We start from the raw sequence: 17,736 nt of genomic DNA on the forward strand, positions 1-17,736 counted from the left end.
GAATCGATCTCTCGATGTGACTTTTGTCGAGGGACTGTGACTCCCACGAGCTATCCGGGATGATTCTGACGTGTCACTCAACCGCTACCGGTTCCGCAGCGTGTGGCATGTCTGCGCGCCGCCGGCAGCCGTGTACGAGGTGCTGTCCGACATCGCGAACTACCCGCGGTGGTGGCCGGAGGTCAAGTCGGCGACGAAGATCGACGACGAGACCGGTGAGCTCCGCTGCCGGTCGTTCCTGCCCTTCGACCTCGTCATCCGGGCGCGGCACAGCATCCGCAACCAGCAGGCGGGTCTGCTGCGCGCGACGCTGACCGGTGACCTGGAGGGCTTCGCCGGCTGGGAGATCATCGGCCGCGACGGTGGCACCGACCTGGTGTTCGACCAGGAGGTCGTGGTCAACAAGGCGCTGCTGCGGCGGCTGGTGCTGATCGCGAAGCCGTTCTTCCGCGGCAACCACGACCTGATGATGCGCGGCGGCCTCAAGGGGCTGAAGCAGCAGCTGGAGGTCCGGGCCGCGAGCCGCCCCGAGTCCTGACCTCGGCGCGGGCGACAGCTCCGCGCGACCGGCCGCCCGTGTGCGCGGAACCGGCTCAGTCGCCGGCGGACAGGTGGCGCACCAACCGGCCCAGCTGCTCGGCGTGTGGTCGCCGACTGGAAGAAGTTCAAGATCTTTGTGAACCGGCGGGGCGTGCCCTGCGTGTGGAGGGCGGTGGTCGCCGCGGCGACCGGGCTCACAGGGGAGAGGGGAGCCCCGGCGGGACGTTCCCGCCGGGGTTCTTCCCGTCTCTCATCGCAGGCGCAGCAGCACCGCCTGCTCCGGTTCCAGGACCGGCAGCTGGACCCCGACGTCCGACAGCACGGAACCGGGCAGCTCCACGGTCTCCCAGCGCGCGGGACCCCGCTGCGTCAGCCGCGGCCGGCCGGCGGGCGCGTCGAACGAGAGCCGGTACGTCCGCTCGGGGTCGAGGCCCGGCAGCCGCACGCGGCGCGGCTTGGTCTGCGTCGAGGTCGTGAGCTGGACGTAGGCGAAGAACGCCTCGGACCGGTCGGCGGCCACGACGCCGTGCACCCACGCCGCGGGGTCCGGGTGGTCGGAGTGCACGACGACCCCGCTGTGCACCAGCGACCGCACGTCCTTGTAGTACTCGATCACCGCCTGGAGCCCGGCGCGTTCGGAGTCGGTGGCCGAGTTGATGTCCCACTCGATCCCGAAGTGCCCGAACAACGCCGTGGCCGCGCGGAACGACAGGTCGTGCACACGCCCGGTGGTGTGCGACTTCGTCGGGCCGACGTGCGCGCCCATCAGCTCCGGTGGCAGGAACACACCGGTCCACCGCTGGATCAGCTGCCGTTCCAGGGCGTCGTTGCAGTCCGACGTCCACACGCGGTCGGTGCGCGCGAGCACGCCGAGGTCGATCCGCCCGCCGCCGGACGAGCAGCTCTCGATCTCCACGTGCGGGTGCCGCAGCCGCAGCTCGTCGAGCAGCCGGTAGAACGCGGCGGTCTGCTCGTGCACGCGCGAGCCGATGAGGTCGCGGTTGTGGTCCCACTTCACGAACGCGATGTCGTTGTCCGCCAGCACCGACGACACGCGGTCGAGGATGTACGCGTAGGCCTCCGGGTGCGCGATGTTCAGCACCTGCTGGTGGCGCGACGGCGGCGGCAGCACGCCGGGACGCGGCCCGAGCACCCAGTCCGGGTGGGCGCGGTAGAGGTCGGAGTCCGGGTTGACCATCTCCGGCTCGAACCAGAGGCCGAACTCCATGCCGAGCGCGCGCACGTGTTTGATCAGCGAGGTCAGCCCGTCCGGCCACACGGTCTCGTCGACGAACCAGTCACCGAGCCCGGCGGTGTCGTCGCGGCGGTGCCGGAACCAGCCGTCGTCCAGCACGAACCGCTCCACGCCCATCGCCGCGGCGGTGTCGGCCAGCGCGGTCAGCCGCCCCAGGTCGTGGTCGAAGTAGACGGCCTCCCAGGTGTTCAGCACGACCGGCCGCGGCCGCCGCGGGCGTTCCCGCAGCTGCCGGTGGAAGGCCGCGCTGATGCCGTCGACGCCCGCCGGCGAGTAGGCCGCGTACAGCCACGGCGTCTCGTACTCCTGGCCCGCGGCCAGCGTGATCTCGCCCGGCAGCAGCAGCTCGCCACCACCGAGGACGGGCGTGCCGTCGACCTGGTTCTCCGCGTACGTCACGTGGTTGCCGCTCCACGCCACGTGCAGCGCCCACACCTCGCCGTCGCGGAACGAGAACCCCGGCGTGCCCGCCAGCAACCCGACGGTCGCGTCGTGCCCGGTGCGCCCGCGCCGGCTCTCCCGCACCCACGAGCCGTGGTGGAACGCCTGCCGCTGCGGCTGGCGTTCGCGGCTCCAGCGGCCGGTGAAGTCGAGCAGCTCGGTGGCGTGCGACGGGACGGGCAGCGCGGTCTCCACGCCCTCCAGCGCGTACGGCGTCGTGCCGTCGTTGCGGACGACGTGCCGCAGCCGGAGCATGCCGGACTCCAGCAGCTCGACGGTGCCGGTGACGGTCAGCTCGGCCGCCGCGTCGGAGGCGGCGTAGCGGAAGATCCGGTCCTCGGCCGAGGACGAGGTGACCTGGAGCGCCGGGGCGAAGTGCTCACCGCCGCGGTGCCCGCGTAGACCCGGACGGCCGGAGTACCCGGCACCGGCGTCGGGCAGCAGCGCGAGCGGGACGGGGACGTCCGGTGTGTTGTTCGGGCTGCTCCACGAGACGACGCCGGCCAGGCCGCGCAGTGCGGCCTGGCCGAGGTCCCCGAGGGTGCGCCCCCAGTGCGCCACGACCGGCAGGCCTGCGCCCTCGACGGTGATGACGACGCTGGAGGTGTCGTCGTGCAGGTGCACGACCTCCGTGTTGCTCATGCGGGCCCCGTCCACATCAAACACAACTGAACAATGTGCCGATCCTCAGATCCGGGGCCCGCGTTGTCAAGCGTTGGAACTTGTTGGGTTTTGTCCGATCAGATGATCAGACTGATGAGCGCCGCGACCACGAAACCGACCACCGACAGGATGGTCTCCAGCACGGTCCACGACTGCAGCGTCTCCTTCACCGACAGCCCGAAGTAGCGCGACACGATCCAGAACCCGCCGTCGTTCACGTGCGAGGCGATGATCGAACCGGACGCGATCGCCATCACGACCAGCGCGAGCTGGGGCTGCGAGTAGTTCAGGTCCGACAGCACCGGTGCCACGATGCCCGCGGTCGTCACGATCGCGACCGTCGCCGAACCCTGCGCGATCCGGATGACGCAGCTGATCACGTACGCCAGCGCGATCACCGGCAGGCCGAGGTCGGACAGCTCACCCGCCAGGGTCTTGCCGATGCCCGTCGCGGCCAGCACGGCGCCGAAGAAGCCACCGGCACCGACCACGAGCAGGATCATCGCGACCGGCTTCAACGACGCGGCGGACAGCTCCGCCACCTTCTCCCGCGTCATGCCGCGCCGGAAACCCAGCAGCCAGAACGCGAGCAGCACCGAGATCGTCAGCGCCACCGCGGGCGTGCCGAAGAACGTCGCCACCGAGTACAGCCGCGTGCCCTTGGTCAGCAGGATCGAGCCGAACGTGCCGGCGAGGATCAGCACCAGCGGCAGGCCGATGATCGAGAGCACCAGGCCGAGCGACGGCGGGTCGCGATCGTCGCCACCGTTCTCCGCCCGCGCGACCTCGGCCGCCGCCAGCATCTCCTCCGGGACGGGCACGTTGATGCGCTTGCCGATCCAGTACGAGTACAGGACACCGCCGACGAACCACGACGGGAGCGCCACCGCGAGACCCATGATGATGATCCAGCCGAGCGACACCCCCAGCAGACCGGCTGCCGCCACCGGTCCCGGGTGAGGTGGCATGAACGCGTGCATGACCGAAAGGCCCGCGAGCAACGGCATGGCGAACAACACGATCGACTTGCCGCTGCGCTTGGCCGCCACGTAGACGAGCGGCGCGAGCACGAAGATGCCGATGTCGAAGAAGACCGGCACACCGAAGATCAGGCCGGCGAGGCCGATCGCGACCGGCGCCTTCTTCTCGCCGAACGCGTTCATCAGCTTGTCCATCAGCACCTGCGCGCCGCCGGACGCCTCGAGGATCGCGCCCAGCAGCGTGCCGAGGCCGATGATCGCGGCGATGTGCCCGAGGATGGAGCCGAAGCCCTTCTCCAGCAACGAGTCCGAGGCCTTCTGCGCCGACCCGACCAGCTGCTCCACCGGCACGCCCGCGAGGAGCGCGACCAGCAGTGCGACGACGATCAGCGCGATGAACGGCTCGACCTTGAACTTGATGATCAGCAGGAGCAGCACCGCGATGCTGACCACCGCGAGGGTCAGCAGACCCGGTGTTGAGTGTTGCAACCAGTCGATCACGGGCGGCTCCTGAGTGAATGGCCTGGCAATGCGCCGGTGGCGGTTCCGTCGTCGATCACCGGCACCCCGTTGCAGAACACGAACGGGATGCCGGTGGCCTGCTGCCTCGGCTGGTCGAAGGTCGCCGTGTCGGCGATCGTGGCCGCGTCGAACAGCACCAGGTCGGCCGCGAACCCCTCGCGGACCAGACCCCGGTCGGTGAGCCGCAAGCGTTTGGCGGCCCGGCCGGTGAGGTGCTCGACGCACTCCTCCAGGCTCAGCACGCCCAGCTCGCGGACGTAGCGCGCGAAGTAGCGGGGGAACGTGCCCCACGCGCGCGGGTGGGGGCGGTCGCCGACGAGCAGCCCGTCGCTGCCGCCGGTGTGCGCCGGGTGCTTCATGATCGCCTGCACGTTCTCCTCGTGCCCCACGTGCATGAGGCAGGAGGTACCCAGGCGTTCGTCGACCAACACGTCGAAGTACAGGTCGGCCGGGGTGCGCCCGAGCCGTGCCGCGGACCGCAGGACGCTCGCGCCGACGAGGTGCGCGTTGCGGTCGTTGCGGACCCCGTTGATCTCGATGGAGTCCCAGTCGACCGGCACGCCGTGGCAGCCGTCCGAGCCGATCTCCTCGATCTCCGCGCGGATGCGCTCACGGGTGTCCACATCGGACAACCGGGCCAGCGCGCTGTCCGGTCCGCCCTCCGTCGCCCAGGACGGGAGCAGCGCGGACAGGTACGTCGCGCCCGGCAGGTACGGGTAGGTGTCCAGCGAGATGTCGGCACCGCCCGCGATCGCGTCGTCCAGCAGCGCCAGCAGCTCCGGTGCCCTGCCCTTGTTCACCGGGAAGTTCATCGTGGCGTGCGCGAGGTGCAGCGGGCAGCCGGAGCGCTTCGACACGTCCACCATCTCGGCGTACGCCTCCAGCGCGCCCGCGCCGTAGCTGCGGTGGTGCGGGCTGTAGAAACCGCCGTGGCTCCCGACGACCTCGCAGAGCTGCACCAGCTCGGACGTGTCCGCGTACATGCCGGGCGTGTAGGTGAGCCCGGAGGACATGCCGAAAGCGCCCTCCGCCAACGACTTCGCGAGCTCGTCCTTCATCGCGAGCAGCTCGGCCCCGGTCGCCGGCCGGTCCTCCCAGCCGACGGCGAGCATCCGCAGCGTCCCCTGCGGCACCAGGTACGCGGCGTTGACCGCGATGCCCTGGTCGAGCCGGTCGAGGTACTGCCCGACCGAGCGCCAGTTCCAGTCGAAGCCCGGCGGGTCGTCGTTCCACCCGGCGAGCTGGCCGCGCAACGTGGCGAGCACCTCGTCGTTCGCCGGCGCGTAGGACAGGCCGTCCTGGCCGAGCACCTCGGTCGTGACCCCTTGCGAGACCTTCGCCAGGTGGTCCGGCTCGGCGAGGATGCGCAGGTCCGAGTGCGAGTGCATGTCGATGAACCCCGGCGCGAGCACGAGCCCGTCCGCGTCGATCGACCGCGTGGCGGAGATCCCGCTGCCGATGGACGAGATGACGCCGTCCTTGATCCCCACGTCCGCCTGGTAGGCGGGCGCGCCCGTGCCGTCGGCGATCAGTGGTCCGCGCAGGACGACGTCGTCCATCAGGGCACTCCCCTTCTAGAAGTAGGTGCGGATCAGGTCGACCACGGTCGTGCCCTGCACGACCGGGATCAGCTGCCACTTGTCGAACACCGTGCAGGGGTGCGACAGGCCCAGCCCGACCCAGTCGCCGACCCGGACCGTGGCCTCGGGACCGAGCTTCAGGAACGCGTGCTGGTCGTTCAGCGCGGTCACCTCGGCCTGGGTCAACGGGGCGACCGCGCCGTCGCGGCGGCGCAGCAGCTGCGGCTCCGGCAGGCCCTCGTCGAACGACGCGTCGCGCTTGCCGATCGTGAGCAGCGCCAGGTCGCGCTGGGGCCGTGAGGTCACCTGGGCCCACGCCTTGAGCGCCGGCCGGAACGGCTCCACGCCGTCGATCCGCGCGAACGGCGAGATGCCGCGGTAGAAGCCGTCGTCGTGCGTGATGTACGCGCCGCTGCGCAGCACCGGGGTGACCGGCATCGGCCACGGCTGCGTCAGCGTGGCCGCGACCTGGTCGAAGTACGCGCTGCCGCCGGCGGTGACGACCACCTCGTCGAGCTCGTCGAACAGACCGGCGTCGGCGAGCTGGACCACGAGCCCGCGCAGGTCGGCGAGGTAGCGGTCCACGACGGACTGCGACGACTCGGACGCGTCGTGCGCCAGGGCGCCCTCGTAGCCGCCCGCTCCGACCAGGCGCAGCACCGGGCTCTGGGCGGCCGCGCGGGCCACGGCCAGCGCGGTCTCCACGTCCCGCGCGCCGGTGCGGCCACCGGGTGCGCCCAGCTCGACCAGCACGTCCACCGGGCGTCCCGGCTGGAGCTCCTGCAGCGTCTCGCTCATCAGCGCGACACCGGCCTCGGAGTCGACCCAGCAGCTGAACTCGAACCGCGGGTCCGCGTCCTGCTCGGCGACCAGCCAGCGCAGGCCGGCCGGGTCGAGCAGCTGGTTGGCGAGCAGGACGCGTTGCACGCCGAACGCCCGGTAGACGCGTGCCTGCGACGCGTTGGCCGCGGTCAGGCCCCAGACGCCGTGCTCGATCTGCCGCTGGAACAGCTGCGGCGCCATCGTCGTCTTGCCGTGCGGCGCGAGCTTGACGCCGTGGTTGTCGCACCACGTCGCCATCGTCGTCAGGTTGTGCTCCAACGCGTCCGCGTTGAGCACGACCAGCGGGCCGACGAACTCGTCGGCGAACAGGTCGAGGCGGCGGTCCGCGACCTCGCCGATCGTCGAGCCGAAGACGCTCGACGGCAGGCCCTTGAACCGCCAGTCGACGCGTTCGGACCGGATGCCGGCGACCGCGGAGAGGTTCATCTCCGTCAGTTGTTGCATATTTTGCAACTCCCATTGCGCGATGTGATGCTGGAGTGTGTAGCATTCGGGTGCGCCGCCGTCAACGAACACCTCTGGAGCACGCATGCGGTTCGAACACGTTGGCGGTGTCGTGTGTCTCGGCGAGACCATGGTGATGATGGTTCCGGCTGAACCCGGTCCCGTGCACCTGGTGCGCACCTGGCACCGCGCCATCGGCGGTGCCGAGTCCAACGTCGCCTGCCACCTGTCGCGCCTGGGCGTGTCCTCGTCGTGGGTGAGCGCGGTCGGCGACGACTCGTTCGGCCGTGCCGTGCTCGACACCGTCGGCGGGTTCGGCGTGGACGTCTCCGGGGTGCGGGTCGACCCGGCGCGGCCGACCGGCCTGTACGTGAAGGAGGCCTCACCGCACGGCAGCCCGGTGCGCTACTACCGGCGCGGGTCGGCGGCCTCCGGCATGGGCCCGGAGATGATCGACCGGCTCGGCCTGGACGAGGTCGCGCTCGTGCACCTCAGCGGGATCACGGCCGCGTTGTCCGACTCCTGCCTCGCCCTGCTGCGGGAGCTGCTGCGCAGGCCGCGGCACGGGTTCCGGATCTCGTTCGACCTGAACTGGCGGCCGGCGCTGTGGACCGACCGCGACCCGCGGGTGCTGCGCGAGCTCGCCGACCTGGCCGACGTCGTGCTGGTCGGCGCCGACGAGGCCGAGCTGGTGTGGGGGACCGGCGACCCCGCGCGGCTGCGCGCGTTGCTGCCCGGCCCGAAATCGCTGGTCGTGAAGCAGGGCGCGGACGGCGCGACGCTGCTGGAGGACTCGGGTTCGTGGTTCGAACCGGCGCTGGAGGTGCGGGTCGTGGAACCCGTGGGCGCCGGTGACGCGTTCGCGGCGGGGTTCCTCGCGGCGACCCTGGCCGGCGAGCCGCCCTCGGTGCGGCTGCGGGCGGGACACCTGCAGGCGGCCTCCGCTTTGCTGACCGCGGAGGACGTCGGCGATCCTTTGCCCGGCGACGTGACAGCACGCCTGCTGCACGCCGATCCGCAGACCTGGGCCGCCGCCCGCCTGGAGGGGTAGATGAGCCAGAGCCTCGACCGCGCGCTCACGCTGGTGGGCCAGCTCGCGACCGGCCCGAAGACGCTGGACGAGCTGTCCGGCGTGATCGGCGTGCACAAGTCCACGACGCTGCGCCTGCTGCGCACCCTGGAGACGCACCGGTTCGTCCAGCGCGACGGCGTGCACCACTACCGGCTCGGCACGGCGCTGTTCGACCTCGCCCACCGCGCCCTGGAGGAACGCGACGTGCGCCGCGCCGCCGAACCCGCGTTGCGCGAGCTGAACTCCAAGCTCGGCTACACCCTCCACCTCGCGTCCTATGAGGACGGTGAGGTCATCTACATCGACAAGTACGAGTCCTCGCACCCGATGCGCATGTACTCCCGCATCGGCCGCCGCGCCCCGCTGCACTGCACCGCCGTGGCCAAGATCCTGCTGTCCGGCCTCCCGCCCGCCGCGCTGCAGAAGGTGCTGGCGACCATGGAGTTCCCGCGCCTGACCGCGAACACCATCACCGGTCGCGCCGGCTACCTCGCCGAGCTGGACCGCGTGCGCGCCAACGGGTACGCCGTCGACAACGCCGAGCACGAGGACTTCATCCACTGCATCGCCGCACCCATCCGCGGTGCCCGCGGCGAGGTGATCGCGGCCGTCTCGATGTCCGTGCCCAAGGTGCTGCTCGACTTCGACGGGCTGCTCGCGCACCTGCCAGAACTGCTCGCCACCGCAGAGGCCGCTTCCGTCGAATGCGGTCACGTTCCGAGGTAAGGGGATTTTCCGTTGTCCAAGGTTGAGATCAAGACTGCCGACGCGCCGCAGCCGGTGGCCCGCTTCTCGCAGGGTGTGCGCAAGGGCAACATCCTGCAGGTGGCAGGCCAGGTCGCGTTCGACCCGTCCTCCGGTGAGATCGTCGGCACCACCGTCGCCGAGCAGACCCGCCAGACGTTCGCGAACCTCAACGCCGTGCTCGCCGCCGGTGGCGCGTCCATCGACGACGTCGTGATGATCCGCGTGTACCTCACCGACACCGCGCACTTCGCGGAGCTGAACGAGGTCTACGGCGAGTTCGTCACCGACCCGGCCCCGGCGCGGACCACCGTGTACGTGGGACTGCCGGCCGGGTTGCTGGTGGAGATCGACGCACTGGCCGTCGTGGACTGACGACCCGCTCGGCGGGCTTTTTCGCCCGCACAGCGCGCCGGACACCGGCTACTGCGGTTTCCTGGGGGCGCACCTCCCGGCCGGGAGGTGCGCCCTTCGCCCGCGAGTGCCTGCGCCAGGCCGAACGACCGGTGACGGCGTTGTTCTCGATCTCCGAGCCGTACGACGACGTCGTGCCGGTGACCACGCACGTGACGTTCTGGGCGCATCGGCGTGAGGCCGAGGACTTCGTGGGCTCCGATCAGCAGCTGATGTTGTTGAGCACCGAGCCGACGACCTGCCGCACGACGAGGCGGTGGCGCTGGTCAACGCCTGTTGGAGCGACCCGAGCAGGCGCTGTTCGCTGCTCTGCGGCGGAGTGATCATCGACGCCGGATTGGTCACGTGGCAGCATCCGCCCCATGAAGTGGTACGCGGACAGACCGGTCAGGCTCACGCGTCAGGTGGTGGCAGACCTCCTCGCCGTCGGGTGGGTGGCGCTCTGGATCTGGGTGGCCACCACGGTCCACGACTGGGTGCTCGAGCTGCGGGCGCCGGGCGACGGGCTGGTCAGCGCGGGCGTCAGCATCCGCGACGTCTTCACCAACGCCGCCGGCAAGGCCAGGGGCGTCCCCTTCGTCGGGGAAGACCTGTCCGGGGCGCTGGGCAACGGCACCAAGGCCGGCGAGACCCTGACCGACGCGGGCAACGCGCAGATCGGCGTGGTGCAGGACTCCGCGTTCTGGCTCGCCGCGGCGCTGGTCGTCGTCCCGGTGCTGTTCCTGCTGATCACGTGGTTGCCGGTCCGGCTGCGGTACGCGCGCAGGGCCGCCGGGGTCGCGCGGCTGCGCGACAAGCCGGACCTGCTGGCGCTGAGGGCGCTCACCAGCCTCTCGCCGCGGCAGCTCGCGAAGTTCGGCGGAGATCCCGCGGTGGCGTGGCGCACCGGCGACACCGACGTGATCGACGAGCTGGCCCGGCGCGAGCTCGCCTCGCTGGGGGTGCGGGCATGACCGCGATCGCGGTGATCGCCGCCGTGGTGTCGCTGTGCTCGGTGGCGGTGGCGCTGTGGCAGGCGCGGGAGGCGAAGAACGCGCAGGAGGCGGCGCGCAAGGCGCAGGAGGAGGCCGCGGCGGCCCGCAAGGCCGTCGAGCAGGCCACCTCGAGCGCGTTGCAGGCCAAGACGGCGGTCGAGGAGTCGCGCAAGGCGGCCGAGGACGCGCGCAGGGGCGTCGACGAGGCCCGCGGCGCGGCGGTGAGCGCTCAGGACGCCGCCGGTGCCGCGCGGATGCTGGCCGACGAGGCGCAGCGGGCGGGGCAGTTCGCGATCGAGCGGGTCGAGGAGGTCGCCGAGAGCGTCTCGGCCGAACGGCGGCGGCGCGGCATGCCCTCGTTCGAGATCACGCCGGGCGCACCGGACGAGTTCCACCTCAGCTACGTGGGCGGGCCGCCGGTGCTCGACCAGGTCACCGTCTCGGTCGTGCCGGGCTCGCGGGTGCTCGGGCTGTCGGTGGGCGACGAACCGCCGGGCGAGCAGGTCGAGATCGGCCCGCTGCCCAACGGCGCCAGCGTCGCGTTCCGCGCCGCCACCGGCCAGCGGGCGTCACCGGTGTTCTCGGTGAGCGCCCAGCCGTGGGAGCCCGTGGTGGTGCGGGCGGATCAGTAGACGGGACCGGTGAACTTCTCGCCGGGGCCCTGACCCGGCTCGTCGGGCACGACGGAGGCCTCGCGGAACGCGCGCTGCACCGACTGGAGACCGTCCTTCAGCGGTGCGGCGTGCGGGCCGAGGTACTCCGACGAGGCGGTCACCAGGCCGGCCAGCGCCGTGATCAGGCGGCGGGCCTCGTCGAGGTCGCGGCGCGGCGAGCTGTCCGGGTCCGGGTCCGCGAGGCCGAGGCGCTCCGCGGCGGCGGACAGCAGCATCACGGCCGCACGGCTGATGACCTCGATGCTGGGGACGTCGCCCAGGTCGCGGACGTCGTCTTCAAGGGTGCCTTCAAGCGGATCGGTCACGCCGCCCATTCAAGCAAGCGGACCCCACCCGGCCTCGATTCGGGGGTTGACAACCGCGTCTGCTACTATTTCCGACGCGACCAGCTCCCGCTCGTGCGGGAGCGGCAAGTGGAGCCCCGCTCCCACCCGCGATCACCGCTTGTTGAGGTGGCCGGGTCCGGTCCTCCTGGCAGCAGGGCGCACGGGTGCCCTCCGCCAGGTCTGTGATCGGTCGGAAGCGGGCCCTGTCGTCATCGACGACGGGGCTCTTGTTTTTGGCGCAAACGAGTCTCAAAGGACGTGAATGACAAGTCCCTCGAACCGCGGTGCACCCGTCAGCACCGAGCCGCGCATCAACGACCGCATTCGGGTGCCGGAAGTTCGTCTGGTCGGGCCGAATGGTGAGCAGGTCGGGATCGTTCGCATCGAGGACGCGCTCCGACTCGCGCAGGAAGCGGATCTCGACCTCGTCGAGGTCGCCGCTCAGGCTCGCCCGCCGGTCTGCAAGCTGATGGACTACGGCAAGTTCAAGTACGAGACCGCGCAGAAGGCGCGCGAGTCCCGTCGGAACCAGCAGCTGACGGTCATCAAGGAGCAGAAGCTCCGGCCGAAGATCGACCCGCACGACTACCAGACGAAGAAGGGCCACGTGGCCCGCTTCCTCTCGCACGGGAACAAGGTCAAGGTGACCATCATGTTCCGCGGTCGCGAGCAGTCGCGCCCCGAGCTCGGCTACCGGTTGTTGCAGAAGCTGGCGGAGGACGTCGCGGAGCTGGGCTTCGTCGAGTCGAACCCCAAGCAGGACGGCCGCAACATGATCATGGTGTTGGCGCCGCACAAGAACATCAAGCCGCGTCCGGTCAAGCAGGAGCAGGACGGCGTCGTCGAAGCCGACGAAGCCGCCGAGGCCACCGAATAAGGACGCATGGCCGCCCCCGACCCGGTGGGTAGCACGAGACGAGGACGGAAATGCCGAAGAACAAGACGCACAAGGGCACCGCGAAGCGAGTCCGGGTGACCGGCAGCGGGAAGGTCGTCCGCGAGAAGACGGGCAAGCGCCACCGCCTGGAGGTCAAGTCCAGCCGTGAGACGCGTCGCATGGCCGGCACGACCGTGGTCTCCCCGGCCGACGCCCCCCGCATGAAGAAGCTGCTCGGTCTCTGACCTGCTTCGACCCCCTAGCTAATTTCGGGGCGGCAGCACCAGGCTCTGGTGAGCACCGCCCCCATGAGATCGACAGGATGGACCCGTGGCACGCGTCAAGCGGGCTGTGAACGCCCAGAAGAAGCGCCGTACCACCCTCGAGCTGGCCAGCGGCTACCGCGGTCAGCGTTCGAGGCTGTACCGCAAGGCCAAGGAGCAGGTGCTCCACTCGCTCAACTACGCGTACCGCGACCGCCGTGCGCGCAAGGGCGACTTCCGCAAGCTGTGGATCCAGCGCATCAACGCCGCTGCCCGCGCGAACGGGATGACCTACAACCGCCTCATCCAGGGCCTGCGCCTGGGCGGTGTCGAGGTCGACCGCAAGATCCTGGCCGACCTCGCCGTCACCGACGCGACCGCGTTCGCCGCCCTCGTCGAGATCGCCCGTGGCGCGCTCCCGGCCGACGTGAACGCCCCGGCCGAGGACAAGGCCTGAGCCACCACGCACCCGGTCAACGACCCGAGGCAGCTCCGTTCACCGAACGGACGCCTCGGGTCGTTGCTGCTCGCCACCTGACCCGCCGCCAGGGCCGTGACAAGGCAGGCCGGTTCCTCGTCGAGGGCGCCCAGGCCGTGCGGGAAGCACTCGCCTGGCGCCAGGGCGAGGTCCACGAGCTCTTCGTCACCGCGACCGCCGCCGACCGCAACCCCGAGCTGCTCCGCACCGCTGCCGACGCGGGCATCCGGATCAGCGAGGTGACGGACAAGGCCGCCGCGTCGCTGTCCGAGACCGTGACACCGCAGGGTCTCGTCGCCGTGTGCGACGCGGTCCCGCAGCCGCTCGACCGGGCGCTGTCCGGTTCTCCGCGGCTCGTCGCGGTGCTGTACGGCGTGTCCGACCCGGGCAACGCCGGCACCGTCACCCGCGTGGCCGACGCGGCGGGAGCCGACGCGGTGATCTTCGCGGGCGATGCGGTCGACCCGCACAACGGCAAGTGCGTGCGCGCCTCCACGGGCTCGCTGTTCCACCTGCCCATAGCCCGGTCCCGCGACGCCGGTGAGGTCTTCGCGGCCTGCCGCGCGGCCGGTCTCACCCTGGTGGCCGCCGACGGGTACGCGGAGCAGGACCTGGTCGAGGCCTCCGCCAAGGGCGAGCTGAACCGGCCCACCGCGTGGGTGTTCGGCAGCGAGGCGCACGGGCTGCCCGACGACGTAGTCACCTCCCTCGACACCGCGCTGAAGGTGCCGCTGTACGGGGCCGCCGAGAGCCTCAACCTGGCGACGGCCGCCGCGGTCTGCCTCTACGCCTCCGCCCGCGACCAGCGCAGCTGATCAGGCCGCGGAAAACCGCTGGCGCGCAGTCGCGTTTTTCGTATCGTGTGCCGGTGCGCGAACCCGAGATCGAACTCCTCTGCTCCCAGCTCACCGCCTACTACGTCTTCCCGGACACGGCGGTCGAGATCGCCGCGGTCCTGCGCGGCCGGCTCGCCGAGGGCGCGTACGCCGGCGTGGACGACGAGCGGTTCGCCGCGCTCGTGACCGAGGACCTGCAGAAGGTCAACGGCGACAAGCACCTGCGGCTCCTGCACAGCCACGACGAGGTGTCCGAGTCCGACCAGGGGTCGGCGTGGGACCCGGTGGCGTACCGGCGGGAGGCCGAGCTGGACGCGTTCGGCATCACCCGCGTCGAACGGCTCGCCGGCAACGTCGGCCTGCTGGCCCTGCGCCTGCTGCACGACGCCGAGATCGCCACCCCGGCCGTCACCGCGGCCATGACGCTGCTCGCCCACACCGACGCGCTGATCATCGACCTGCGCGCCAACGGCGGCGGTGACCCGCACACGGTCGCGTTGATCTGCAGCTACCTGTTCGACGAGCCGGTGCACCTCAACGACATCTACAACCGGCCCGCCGACACGACGCAGCAGTTCTGGACGTTGCCGCACGTGCCGGGCCCGAAGTTCGGCGGCACCAAGCCGGTGTACGTGCTGACGAGCGGCCGCACGTTCTCCGGTGCCGAGGAGCTGAGCTACAACCTGCGGCAGAACGAGCGCGCCACCCTCGTCGGCGAGACCACGAAGGGCGGGGCGCACCCCGGCGACCGCTACCGCGTCGGCCCGCACCTCAAGTCGTCCATCCCGAACGGCCGTGCCATCAACCCGGTGTCCGGCACCAACTGGGAGGGCGTCGGTGTCGTGCCGCACGTCGAGGTGCCCGCCGCCGAGGCGTTCGACGTCGCGTACCGCGAGGCCCTGACCCACGTCCTGACCCTGGGCTCCGACGGCCCGCGCCGCGCCATCCACGAGGCCGCGACCGCCGCCCTCACCTCGATGTGACCGCACGCGGGGCCCTTTCGTGCTCTCCTGGTGAACGAAAGCTCCCCGCGTGCACCCGCTTCTGATGTCACGCGGGAGTCCTTCGTTTCCCTCAGGGGAACGAAAGGGCCCCGCGTGGCGGTCAGGAGAGGCGGGCGGTCAGGGCGCGGACCAGGGGGTCGGTGCCGGGGGTTTTCTGCTGGGCGCTCAGGGCGTCCGACAACGCCGAGAGCACCTCGCCGACCAGTGAGTCGTCGGGGAGCAGGGTTGCGGCGCGGCGGGCCTCGGACTCGGAGCCCTCGGGGTCGCCCGCCTCCAGCAGCACCCGTGCCGAGCGCACGACCAGGAACGTCCGCCAGCCGTCCTCCGACAACGAGGTCGCCAGCGCCTCCGCCTCGCGGTTGTACTTGATCGCCAGCGCGTACTCACCGGCCTGCGAGTGCAGGAACGCCCTGATCGCCGCGATCTCCGCCTGCCGCCGGGTGACCTCGGTGAGGTCGTCCAGCGACGGCAGCAGGGCTTCGGCGTCGTCGAGGGCCGAGCGGGTCTCCCGCACCGCCTCACCGGGCAGGGCGGAGGCCAGCTCGATCAGCGAACCGACGGCCTCGGAGACGTTGCCCTCCGACTGCCACAGCTCGGCGGCGGCGCGGTAGGTCGCCGTCGCCTCCTCGTGCTCGTCGGTCCGGTGCAGCACCGAGGCGAGCGCGTCGAGCAGGAACGCGCGGCGGCCGACCTCCTCGGCGGGCAGCAGGGCGGCGGCCTCCCGCAGGTGCTTCACGGCGTCGGGCAGCTCGTCGAGCGTGCGGCAGACCTGGCCGAGCCGGAACACGATCTGCAGGCGCAGGTCCTCCTGGCCCTCCTGCACCAGCCGCAGCGCCTCCTCCAGCACCTCGGCGGCCTCGACGAACCGGTTCGTCTGCACGTAGCCGCCGCTCAGCGCGAAGCAGAAGTGCGCGGTGTGGCCGGGGGAGAGGTGCACGCGCGAGACCGCCACGGCCTCCCGCAGCTCCGCCAGGCAGGCACCCTCCTGGTCGAGCTCCTGGATCGCGGCCACCTGGTACCAGCGCGCCTCAGCCGACTCCGGCAGCGGGAACGACGACACGAACGCCGCCGCGGTCGCCAGCGCCTCCGGCACGCGCTGCTGCAGGGTCTCGAGCCGCAGCCGCATCCGCAGGCCCTCGAAGCGGGCGTTCGGCGGCAGGTCACCGGCCAGCGCGGCCACGACGTCGGCGTACGCGCCGTCGAGGTCCTGCTGCCGGGCCTTGTGCTCGGCGGCCTGCACGAGCACCCGGCCGCGCAGCTCCGGAACGTCCAAGGAGGACGCGAGTGCCATCATCTCGCCGGCCTGGTCGTGCTGGTGCTCCTCGTCGAGGAGCTCGGCCAGCGACAGCGCGGCGATCGTGCGCGTGTAGTCGGTGGTGGCCTCGGCCAGGCACCGCTGCGCGAGCTCCCGGCCGTTCTCCAGCTTGACGGCCATCCTGGCCCGGTAGCGCAGCGCCATGTCCGCGGGCAGTGCCGCCAGCAGCGCCTCGAAGTGCTCCTGCTCGAACGGCGCCAGGCCGCTCGTGATCCGGCGGATTCCGGCGTGCGCGGCCAGGTCCGGCGGCAGCAGCGCGTCCATGTCGGCGGGCAGCGAGTCGAGCATCCGCCGCGCCTGCACGAAGTCACCGCTCTCGTACAGCTCGACCATCCGCGTGGCGATGTCGACGGGGTCGCCGAAGACGACCGGCTCCTCCGCCGGCGCCGGCGCCGCGGCCACCGGGACCGCCAGCGGCACGTGCGGGTAGTCGGCCTGCTCCAGCGCCTTCGTCACGCGCTCGGTCCACGCCGGGGTGCCGTTGCGCTCGTCGAACGCCTTCGCGAGCTCGACGGCCCGCGCCGACAACCGGTCGAGCAGCTGGGCCGCGGTCAGCGTGCCCACCGACGGCACGTCGAACCCGACGTCGGCCGGGAGCCGCTTCAGCAGCACGGAGGCGCACTCGGCGAACGACATCTCGTCGGCCGGCAGCTGCGTCGCGGTCACCTTGTGCAGCGACCGGCGCAGGATCTCCTCGCCGCGGTCGAGGTTGCCGGTCAGCGCGCAGAACCGGATGTGCTCGTGCACGTACGAGGTGATCTCGTCGTCCTTGATCAACCGGTACGCGGTGGTGTGCGCGTGCGCGGCCTTCTCCAGGTCGCCGATCTCCAGCAACGGCCACAGCAGCGCGCTCAGGATGCCCTGCGGCTGCGTGGCGCACCCGGTGTTGCCGGACAGGCCCTCCCAGCCGTGGCCGGCGGCCTCGGAGTGCCGGCCGAGCCGCGCCAGCATCCACACCTGCTCCTCGACCACGCACGCGTCGCAGTCGGCCATCGGGCCGGACTCCGTGGCCAGGTACCTGCCGAGGTGCTCGCGCACGCCGTCCAGGTCACCGACGTGGTAGGCGTACTCCGCGCGGGCGCCGTGCACCGGCTGCACCGAGTACCCGAGCCGGCCGTAGCGGTCGGCGAGCTGCCCGATGACGGCCTGCAGCTGCTCCAGCGAGAACCGCGGGTCGCGGCGCAGGCCGGTGGAGATCCACTTGTGGGACCAGTCGAGCGAGTGGCGCTCGTAGTCGTTGAACGCCTCCGGGTCCTTCTCCTCCGCGCCCAGGCACCACGCGAACGGCGCCAGCATCAGGTCGTAGCGCGACAGGTAGTAGGCCGAGTCGATCATCGCGATCCGGCACGACACCCCGAGCGGCAGGTGGCCGAGCGCGTCGGACATCCGCGCCACCCGTTCCAGCGCCTCGTGCTTCGGCATGCCCGTGGGCATGTTGTAGGCCTCCAGGAACGCGTTCTCCGCGTCCTCCTCGGTGAAGTCGGCCATGTG

The 17,736-nt window shown here is 71.3% G+C and carries 18 protein-coding genes; 12 read left to right on the forward strand and 6 right to left on the reverse strand.

Annotated features, from left to right (window positions below):
• Window positions 1-70: 70 nt before the first annotated feature.
• Complete coding sequence (locus tag ACVDFE_RS15840) at window positions 71-538, forward strand: SRPBCC family protein (protein WP_360397811.1); 468 nt, start codon at window positions 71-73, stop codon at window positions 536-538.
• Between the two features lie 252 nt (window positions 539-790).
• Here the strand turns inward: ACVDFE_RS15840 and ACVDFE_RS15845 are convergent, their stop codons facing one another.
• The 4 genes from ACVDFE_RS15845 to ACVDFE_RS15860 form a co-directional block, all read right to left on the reverse strand.
• Entirely contained in the window at window positions 791-2,878 is a 2,088-nt protein-coding gene (locus tag ACVDFE_RS15845; protein WP_458430890.1) for an alpha-galactosidase, read from the reverse strand.
• Window positions 2,879-2,976: 98 nt separating this feature from the next.
• Entirely contained in the window at window positions 2,977-4,380 is a 1,404-nt protein-coding gene (locus ACVDFE_RS15850; RefSeq protein ID WP_360397815.1) for a GntP family permease, read from the reverse strand.
• A complete protein-coding gene (locus ACVDFE_RS15855; protein WP_458430891.1) occupies window positions 4,377-5,960 on the reverse strand; it encodes an N-acyl-D-amino-acid deacylase family protein in 1,584 nt (527 codons plus the stop codon). The genes ACVDFE_RS15850 and ACVDFE_RS15855 overlap by 4 nt, the downstream gene beginning before the upstream one ends.
• Window positions 5,961-5,975: 15 nt before the next feature.
• Window positions 5,976-7,268 (reverse strand): amino acid deaminase, encoded by a 1,293-nt coding sequence (locus tag ACVDFE_RS15860; protein WP_458430892.1) that lies wholly within the window; start codon window positions 7,266-7,268, stop codon window positions 5,976-5,978.
• Between the two features lie 85 nt (window positions 7,269-7,353).
• Here ACVDFE_RS15860 and ACVDFE_RS15865 point away from each other — a divergent pair, with 85 nt between their 5' ends.
• The 6 genes from ACVDFE_RS15865 (at window position 7,354) to ACVDFE_RS15890 (ending at window position 11,104) form a co-directional block, all read left to right on the forward strand.
• On the forward strand, window positions 7,354-8,319 hold the full coding sequence (locus tag ACVDFE_RS15865) for a sugar kinase (protein WP_458430893.1): 966 nt from the start codon (window positions 7,354-7,356) through the stop codon (window positions 8,317-8,319).
• Window positions 8,320-9,066 carry an IclR family transcriptional regulator gene (locus ACVDFE_RS15870; RefSeq protein WP_360397823.1) on the forward strand — a complete coding sequence of 249 codons (747 nt, stop codon included), beginning with the start codon at window positions 8,320-8,322 and terminating at the stop codon, window positions 9,064-9,066.
• Window positions 9,067-9,078: 12 nt separating this feature from the next.
• Window positions 9,079-9,459, forward strand: a complete 381-nt coding sequence (locus ACVDFE_RS15875; RefSeq protein WP_030474127.1) for a RidA family protein — start codon at window positions 9,079-9,081, stop codon at window positions 9,457-9,459.
• Between the two features lie 131 nt (window positions 9,460-9,590).
• On the forward strand, window positions 9,591-9,821 hold the full coding sequence (locus tag ACVDFE_RS15880) for a hypothetical protein (RefSeq protein ID WP_458430894.1): 231 nt from the start codon (window positions 9,591-9,593) through the stop codon (window positions 9,819-9,821).
• Window positions 9,822-9,860: 39 nt separating this feature from the next.
• Window positions 9,861-10,451 (forward strand): hypothetical protein, encoded by a 591-nt coding sequence (locus ACVDFE_RS15885; RefSeq protein WP_360397829.1) that lies wholly within the window; start codon window positions 9,861-9,863, stop codon window positions 10,449-10,451.
• Complete coding sequence (locus tag ACVDFE_RS15890; RefSeq protein ID WP_458430895.1) at window positions 10,448-11,104, forward strand: hypothetical protein; 657 nt, start codon at window positions 10,448-10,450, stop codon at window positions 11,102-11,104. The genes ACVDFE_RS15885 and ACVDFE_RS15890 overlap by 4 nt, the downstream gene beginning before the upstream one ends.
• On the opposite strand, the gene ACVDFE_RS15895 is transcribed toward ACVDFE_RS15890, so the two are convergent.
• The gene (locus ACVDFE_RS15895; RefSeq protein ID WP_360397833.1) at window positions 11,098-11,451 is read right to left on the reverse strand and encodes a DUF1844 domain-containing protein; all 354 of its coding nucleotides are present in this window, start codon (window positions 11,449-11,451) and stop codon (window positions 11,098-11,100) included. The two genes, ACVDFE_RS15890 and ACVDFE_RS15895, sit on opposite strands and share 7 nt — an antisense overlap.
• A 283-nt stretch (window positions 11,452-11,734) precedes the next feature.
• Between ACVDFE_RS15895 and infC the strand changes: the two genes are divergently transcribed.
• The 5 genes from infC (at window position 11,735) to ACVDFE_RS15920 (ending at window position 14,909) form a co-directional block, all read left to right on the forward strand.
• A complete protein-coding gene (infC, locus tag ACVDFE_RS15900; RefSeq protein WP_360397835.1) occupies window positions 11,735-12,349 on the forward strand; it encodes a translation initiation factor IF-3 in 615 nt (204 codons plus the stop codon).
• Between the two features lie 50 nt (window positions 12,350-12,399).
• A complete protein-coding gene (rpmI, locus tag ACVDFE_RS15905; RefSeq protein WP_360397837.1) occupies window positions 12,400-12,594 on the forward strand; it encodes a 50S ribosomal protein L35 in 195 nt (64 codons plus the stop codon).
• A gap of 85 nt (window positions 12,595-12,679) precedes the next feature.
• Window positions 12,680-13,069 carry a 50S ribosomal protein L20 gene (gene rplT, locus ACVDFE_RS15910; protein WP_360397839.1) on the forward strand — a complete coding sequence of 130 codons (390 nt, stop codon included), beginning with the start codon at window positions 12,680-12,682 and terminating at the stop codon, window positions 13,067-13,069.
• Complete coding sequence (locus tag ACVDFE_RS15915) at window positions 13,066-13,905, forward strand: TrmH family RNA methyltransferase (protein WP_458434344.1); 840 nt, start codon at window positions 13,066-13,068, stop codon at window positions 13,903-13,905. The genes rplT and ACVDFE_RS15915 overlap by 4 nt, the downstream gene beginning before the upstream one ends.
• A gap of 53 nt (window positions 13,906-13,958) precedes the next feature.
• Complete coding sequence (locus tag ACVDFE_RS15920) at window positions 13,959-14,909, forward strand: S41 family peptidase (RefSeq protein WP_458430896.1); 951 nt, start codon at window positions 13,959-13,961, stop codon at window positions 14,907-14,909.
• 121 nt (window positions 14,910-15,030) lie between these two features.
• Here ACVDFE_RS15920 and ACVDFE_RS15925 read toward each other — a convergent pair whose 3' ends face one another.
• Complete coding sequence (locus tag ACVDFE_RS15925) at window positions 15,031-17,733, reverse strand: tetratricopeptide repeat protein (RefSeq protein ID WP_458430897.1); 2,703 nt, start codon at window positions 17,731-17,733, stop codon at window positions 15,031-15,033.
• Window positions 17,734-17,736 lie beyond the last annotated feature (3 nt).

Source organism: Lentzea chajnantorensis, assembly GCF_054300775.1.